The sequence below is a fragment of the Caldisericum sp. genome, assembly GCF_049967455.1.
In the GTDB taxonomy this organism is placed as follows: domain Bacteria; phylum Caldisericota; class Caldisericia; order Caldisericales; family Caldisericaceae; genus Caldisericum; species Caldisericum exile_A.
In genome coordinates this window covers 1-7,273 of the sequence record NZ_JBMFSR010000046.1, presented here as the reverse complement: position 1 = coordinate 7,273, position 7,273 = coordinate 1, and the positions used below count along the sequence as shown (strand labels likewise).

Genomic DNA, 7,273 nt, shown 5'->3' with positions numbered 1-7,273 from the left:
GGTTTCTTTCTTCTTTGGGGCTTCTTTTTTCTCGGTTGCCTTTTTGGTCTCTTTTTTAGGAGCTTCAACTACCTTCTTTTCTTCGGTCTTCTTTGCTTCCACTGCACTTTCGGTATTTTTCTTTTTGCAAGCCATTTTTACCTCCTTTAATTCTATTTTATAATAAAATAAAAAAATGCAATAGTTTTTAAAGAAAATTATTTGACTTTTTGGAGGTTTTTATGGAGAATTTCGCAAGACCAAAAGTTGTCCTCAGTAAGTGCATTAATTTAGAAGCAACTCGCTATGATGGTGGCATCATTAAGGATGAATTTGCAAAAAAGTTAGGAGAATTTGTAGAATATATTCCTGTTTGTCCAGAAGTTCAAATAGGCCTCCCTATACCAAGAGACCCAATAATCATTGTTAAAAATGAACCCGATAAACTCATCCAACCAAAAACAAAAATAGATCTAACACAAAAAATGCATGAATTCAGCAGGGGGTTTCTCAAAAGTTTGAATGAGGTAGATGGCTTTCTTTTAAAAAGCAAATCTCCAAGTTGCGGAGTTAAAGACACAAATTACTATAAAGATTACGAAGGCAAAGAACCTGTGGGAAAAACTTCGGGAATGTTTGCAAGAAAGGTAATGGAAATGTTCAAAAATTATCCAATTGAAGATGAAAAGCGCCTCATCGACAGAGGAATAAGAGACCTATTTTTAACAAAGATCTTTGCATTTGCCGATATAAGGACATTGAAGGATAATCTTACAAAGTCAAATCTTATTGAATTCCATGCAAGATACAAATTGATGCTTATGACATACAATCAAACAAATTTAAGAGTACTTGGGAAGATCATATCAAACCTCAAAGAAAACAAAGTAGATGCATACCAAAATTACTCACAAATTTTCAAGAGTTCTTTTAATAAAAAACCATCGGTAGGTGCACATATTAATACACTGCTTCATGCTTTTGGATATTTTAAGGATAAACTTTCACCAAAAGAAAAGGCACACTTTTTAGACGTAATCGAAGACTTTTCAAAAGGAAACATAGATTTATACACTCCTATTGAACTCATTTTGGGTTTTGCTATACGGTTTAACGAAGATTACATCCTTAAACAAAAATATTTTAATCCTTATCCTAAGGAACTGAGGCGCCTGTAATAGTTGTTTCTCAAAATTTCTAATTCTACTTCCTTTGGGACAAGATAAGTTATTGATAAGCCATTTTTTATTCGCTCTCTTACCAAAGTTGATGAAATGGAGAAGAGAGGATGGCTCAAAGTAAAAATTTTATCTTTGAATCCATTGAGATTTTCAGAAACAAATTCTCTTAGGGTCAAAAAATCGTCGTTTAATCTTTTTGCAACAATAAAGTAGGAATTTCTTAGAACCTCTTCGTAGTCCTTCCAGAGAGTAATCTTTAAAAACGCATCTTCCCCTATAATGGAAAAAACCTCAACATTATCTTGTGTGAAGTGCTTTAGCGTATCTATGTAATAGGAAGGCTCAGGCCTTTTAATTTCAAAATCCGAAACTTCAAAGTGATCCTCATTCTTTATCGCCATTTTAACAAGATTATAGCGTATGTTTTTATCGAGCAGATCTTTTTTAGCAAAGACAGGGTTCCCTGTTGGAATAAAAATTACCCTTTCGAGGCCAAAAAGATAGGTAGCCTCCTTTGCTACAAATAGATGTCCTATGTGGATTGGATTAAATGCACCACCATAAAGCGCAATTCTAATCTTCGTGGTAGATGAATGATTTGCTTCCAATTAGAACTCTATCCCCTTCCTTAATGCCTCTTGCTTTAAGAATTCTATCAAGGCCAATCTTATCAAAGTATCTCAATAGTTCATTAACTGAACCTGCCCTATTAAAATCGGTGAGTTCTGCACGCCTTTCGAGTTCTGGATTTGATACTTTAAAGGTATTGTCATCTAACTTCTCCACAATAATTTCCTTATTTCGGTCAAGTGTAAATTCCTTAACCTCTTCCTGAGGCTTTTCTTCTCCTATTTTCGTTTCTTTCACAAGTTCATATAATCTTTCGAGAACTTCCCTAAGACCAATTTCGTCTAATGCTGAAATAAAGAAGACTTCCTCGTTTACTCTTTTAAAAAATTCTTTTAACTCCTTTGTCCTTTTTACCGGCCAGGTATCAATCTTATTTATGACTATTATTCTCTTCTTTTGGAGGAGCTGTTCACTATAGCTTCCAAGTTCATTTAAAAGTATTTTGTAGGTTTTTTTGATGTTTTTCCTATCAGAACCATCTATGAGGAACATTAAAACTTTTGTCTTTTCAATGTGAGACAAAAACTGATTACCCAAACCCTTTCCCTTTGACGCGCCTTCAATAAGCCCAGGTAAATCTGCAATTGTAAAAGATCTTAATTCATCAAGCTTTACAACACCAATTTTTGGGGAAAGTGTTGTAAATGGATATGAAGCAATTTCAGGATGGGCATTACTAACTTTTGAGATAAAAGTTGATTTACCGGCATTTGGAAGCCCCACAATACCAACATCAGAGATGACTTTAAGGATCAGTTCAAGGTCTCTTTCCTCGTATGGACCGCCTTTTTCGGAATAGTGAGGTGCTCGTTCGGTAGATGTTGTAAAAGCTTTGTTTCCCCTTCCGCCTTTTCCACCCTTCGCAACAACAATTGATTCTCCGTCTTTATTCAATTCAGCAATTACTTTTCCCGTATTTCTGTCAATGATAGTGGTGCCAACGGGGACTTCAATTATCAAATCCTTCCCGTTTTTTCCATGTTTGAGGCGACCACTTCCATTTTCTCCGTTTTCTGCAAAGAAGTGCTTCTTGTATAAAAATTTTTGGAGGGTTGTGAGGTTTTGATTGGCTTTGATAATAACATCTCCACCTTTACCTCCGTCCCCTCCATCAGGACCACCTTTAGGAATAAACTTTTCCCTTCTAAAGCTTATTGCACCGTCTCCGCCTTTTCCAGAGCGAACTCTTATATAAGCGTGGTCAATAAGTGATTTTTTAAGCGGTCTCACTCTCTAACACATCAACCTTTGTATACTTTCTTGTTTTTGTAAATTTGACAATACCATCTTTAAGGGCAAAAAGCGTCCAGTCAGAGCCAATACCTACATTTTTACCAGCTTTAATCCTTTCGCCTCTCTGCCTTACAATAATATTGCCTGCTTTTGCAAACTGTCCATCAAATAACTTAACTCCAAGATATTTTGGGTTGGAGTCTCTGCCGTTTACTTTACTTCTCTTCTTTCCCATGTTAGTTTACCTCCCCTACAATCTTATCAATCGTAATCAAAGTGTAGGGTTGCCTGTGTCCCTGCTTCTTCTTGTTTCTTGTCTTGTGCCTGTAGAAGAAGACAATGATTTTCTTTTCTCTTCCTTGTTCTTTAATAGTCCCCTCTACGTAGGCATTCTGAACCTTTGGGTTTCCAACAACAACTTTTTCTCCATCTTTAAGAAGGAGCACTTCGTCGAATTTAACTTTGGTGCCTATTTCTCCTTCAATCTTTTGCACCTTAATTGTGTCACCTTCCTTAACTCTATATTGGTGACCGCCAGTTTTAATAATCGCTTCCATAATAACCTCCTTCCACTACAGAAGGTACTGGGGAAACCTTCCGTAAGTAGTTTAACTCCAATCAAAGTATTATAATAAATAACCTCCTTTTTTGCAAGTTTAACATTTGTCCTTTGTGAATATACTTATCCACAAAGATTCCTTGAAATTCAAACTCCTTTTCGCTTAAAAGGTTTTTACAATACAAACACTATGGTGATTGTCTTATTTATAGGATCCCAATCTACTTTTCCTCCCAAGTTCTCGCTTATAAATCTCAAAGGTAGCATTGTTCGAGAGTTTATTATTTCAGGAACTACTTTGGGATTGTCTGGGTCAATTGGTTTAATTTCAGAAATTCCAGTCCCTCGAATTTCAACGGTTGCATTGGGCTTTCCAATCCAAAGTGTAATTACAGCAAAATCTGTTTCAATATAGACACTCCTATTGTTTGCATTCCAACTAATTGTACCTCCAATTGATTCTATAATTGGTCTTATTGCAACAAGAGTTCTGCCATTTTTAATAACTGGAGGCGAATCAAGTTTTTTAACGACTCCATTTACAGAAAAACCTTCTTCTCCTATTTTAAGAATAATTTTATATTCAATTGGTTTCCGTTCAAAAAACACTGTTATTTTATGATTAGTGCTGATTTTTGTAAAAGTATATGAAGTTTGCGGTCCAATGCTTATATTATCGACATTTACATCGGCAACCTTCATTCCCTCATTTGGTATAAAATTGAATGTTTTAGAATCACCATAATAAACTCTTATCTTACCTACAGGCTCAATATTGCCGGGACCTACAGAATTTGCTTCAATAATAAAAGTTTGTTTTTGAAATTCGGCAGTTATTGTATGATTGCCTAAAACATTTAAAAAGCCATGTGTAAATTCCTTTCCGACAGATTTGCCGTCTACTAAAACATCCTTTACTTCATATCCAAAATCGGGAATGATCGTAAAAATAACACTCTCATGGGGGTTAAGAGTAATAATTCCTGAAGGTACAATCTTACCGCCCTCCCCTGCTTTAGCAACAATACAATAATTCAATTTCTCAAATTTTACATATATCTTGTGGTCTTGATTAATATTTGACAAGGTGTAAGTAAAGCTTCCATTATCAAGTTGTGTCACACTGTTAATAACTGAAATCCCATCTAAAAGAACATCTTTTACAGTATAAAATTCGATAGGTTGAAAGGTAAATGTAAGCGAATCCCCCATAACAACAGTTGCCTTTTCAGGCGTTATTTTCCCATAACCATTTGAAGAAGCCTCAATATTATATTTATAGATTGGTGCAAGCAATGAAACTACGGCCTTTATATGAATTTCCTCTCTTCCTATCTTTTTATTCATATTCATCGTCAAATACAATGGATTATCTTTATAAATTTGTTCATCTGGAGAGGATTTCCAATATAAAAAGGAAAAAGGTAGCTTTGGTTTTGCGGTTAATTTTATAATCTCATTTGGGGCATAGTGTGATTTTTTAGGTTCCAAAGTAACATCACAGGAAGAAGATCCCTCAACTGAAAGAATATAATCGTTAAAAACATACAATTCATCTCTTGCATTAACAAATAGAGTTCCGTCGTTTGCAATTACAACAGGTGAAAAAGTTTCTGATGGAAGGTTATATTTCCACCTCAACTGTCCATTCTTAGTTATTGCATAGAGAGTGTTTTGTGAAGTAACAGCAAAAATTGTCCCGTCGCTTGAAATTGTACAACCACTTTGAATAGAACCATTATTTGTAGTAAAACTCCAAAGCAATTTACCAGCTGAATTTATTGCATATACTTTACCGTCAGCATCCCCAATATAGACATTACCTAACTCATCTACAGCAGGATTAGAAGAAATCAAGCCTGTTTTATAAGTGAATACAACCTTCTTATCCTTTATGGCAAACAGAGTTCCTTCATTTTTCCCATTCACCGCTGCAAAAAGCATATTATCCTTCGAGGCTAATAGATAGGCCCCATGCCTTACAAGCTGATTTGTAAGCAAAGGAAACTCCCATACAACTTTCCCGTTTGTATCAATTGAGTACAAACTACCAAGATCATTTAATGTATAAATAAGTGAATTTGAAATTATGGGTGTTTTGAAAGTTGACATATCTACAAATACTTTCCAAATGAGTTTTCCGTAAGAATCCAGGGCATAGAGGTAGCCTTTCTCCGTTAAAAAATATATGTTGTTACCATATACAAGAGGAGTATTAATCCGTGAATCCCCAAAGAACCTCCAAACAATATTTTTATGGACAATATCATAGCCTGCTAAAATTGTGTTAGTCATTGTAAATATTAATAAGTTATTTAAGATAACAGGACTTGCATACGGAATTTCACCGCTTCTTTTAATCAAAGAAACAATCCCGCCATAGTTGTCAAAGATACAAAGGTAAGATGCAGAGTTTACGAAGATATAACCATTATTTAGCACAAGCACCGAAGTAAAGGGAGAACCTACATTAAGCTTTCCTTTAGGGACACCCGATACAAACTCTGTACTAAATGGATAAAACCCTGAATGCCTCTCATCAAAGAGAAAATTATTACACGATGCATCACTCAGTTGGCTCTTTGCAGGTGAAAAGTGTGGAAAAAGAATAAAAAGCAATACAAAAATAATAAAACACACAATTGATTTCTTCATTTTGCCCTCCTTTCATTTATTAATTCCCCCAATAATATTATACAAAAAATTTTTTTGTTAATAATATTTATACAATATCAAGTTTCTTTCAATAGTACAAATGGCAAAAGAAAATAATAAAGGCTATCCATTTTGGAGGATAGCCTTGTCAATATATAAGTTATATTTATTAGTGGATATAAGATCTTAGCTTTATACTGAGTTCTTTATAACCATCTTCGGGTGAAATCTTTTGAAGGAAAATCTTTTGTAATTCTGCACCAATATCAACATAAGCCTGTGTCCATTCTCTTGTGATTGGCTCAATTAAGGCGTTTGGTAATTCATCAAATCCAGCCCTTCTTTCAGGATGATTTGCAATGAAATCTTTTAAAAGAGGTAAATCAAGTGCACTTTTTCGAACAGGTAAATATGCTGTATCTATTGACCATCTGGCTGTTTGATATGGGGAGGTAAACCATTTTACAAATTCCCATGCACCCTTCACAGTTTGAGCATCATATCTATTTCCAAAAATCACCACGTTTGCACCCGAAAGAGTTGTGTATTGTCCTTTTGGTCCAGCTGGAATTGGAGCCTGTGCCCATTTGAATCTACCACCAACAGCTTGATCTACATATGTATATCCAACAACACTTCCAAAAATGAAGGCACATTTCTTATTTCCAAAATCTGATTGGTAGTCGTATCCGTTAGTAAAATGCATATAACCATTTTTATAAAGTTCGTTAAGCAATTTAACAGGAGCAAGGGCGTTTGGATCTTTATCAAACAACACATTTCTATAATCATCTGTAAGGACTCTTCCACCCCACTCATACACCATTGCATACCAAACATCAACGATTGCATCAGATGAACTCATTCCTAAAGATGCACCCCACTGCGAACCGTCCGGTTTTGTGAGAGCCTTACACATTGTTGCAAATTCATCCCAAGTTCTTGGAGGATGGTCAAAACCTGCTTCTTTAAGCATATCAATGTTGTAGTACATAACCTCGACACTCTTGTTAAAAGGCATCATCCACATTTTACC

The 7,273-nt window shown here is 35.1% G+C and carries 7 protein-coding genes; 1 reads left to right on the top strand and 6 read right to left on the bottom strand.

All coding sequences use genetic code 11. The annotated features are described in order from the left end of the window. Nucleotides 1–221: 221 nt before the first annotated feature. Nucleotides 222–1,157 carry a YbgA family protein gene (locus ACP5SP_RS06985; RefSeq protein ID WP_428076334.1) on the top strand — a complete coding sequence of 312 codons (936 nt, stop codon included), beginning with the start codon at nucleotides 222–224 and terminating at the stop codon, nucleotides 1,155–1,157. On the opposite strand, the gene nadD is transcribed toward ACP5SP_RS06985, so the two are convergent. The 6 genes from nadD to ACP5SP_RS06955 all read right to left on the bottom strand — a co-directional run. Then, nucleotides 1,130–1,768: a nicotinate-nucleotide adenylyltransferase gene (gene nadD, locus ACP5SP_RS06980; protein WP_424587055.1), complete on the bottom strand. Its 639-nt coding sequence runs from the start codon at nucleotides 1,766–1,768 to the stop codon at nucleotides 1,130–1,132. The genes ACP5SP_RS06985 and nadD overlap by 28 nt on opposite strands. Beyond that, complete coding sequence (gene obgE, locus ACP5SP_RS06975; RefSeq protein WP_416085756.1) at nucleotides 1,734–3,020, bottom strand: GTPase ObgE; 1,287 nt, start codon at nucleotides 3,018–3,020, stop codon at nucleotides 1,734–1,736. The genes nadD and obgE overlap by 35 nt, the downstream gene beginning before the upstream one ends. Continuing rightward, nucleotides 3,007–3,258, bottom strand: coding sequence for a 50S ribosomal protein L27 (gene rpmA, locus ACP5SP_RS06970; protein ID WP_014453885.1), 252 nt, complete (start codon nucleotides 3,256–3,258; stop codon nucleotides 3,007–3,009). Before rpmA ends, obgE begins: the two co-directional genes overlap by 14 nt. A 1-nt stretch (nucleotide 3,259) precedes the next feature. Then, entirely contained in the window at nucleotides 3,260–3,580 is a 321-nt protein-coding gene (gene rplU / locus ACP5SP_RS06965; RefSeq protein WP_416085755.1) for a 50S ribosomal protein L21, read from the bottom strand. Nucleotides 3,581–3,756: 176 nt separating this feature from the next. Next, nucleotides 3,757–6,237: a PQQ-binding-like beta-propeller repeat protein gene (locus ACP5SP_RS06960; protein ID WP_424587053.1), complete on the bottom strand. Its 2,481-nt coding sequence runs from the start codon at nucleotides 6,235–6,237 to the stop codon at nucleotides 3,757–3,759. Nucleotides 6,238–6,406: 169 nt separating this feature from the next. Then, a partial coding sequence (locus tag ACP5SP_RS06955; RefSeq protein ID WP_428076333.1) for an extracellular solute-binding protein occupies nucleotides 6,407–7,273 on the bottom strand: 867 nt, incomplete at its 5' end.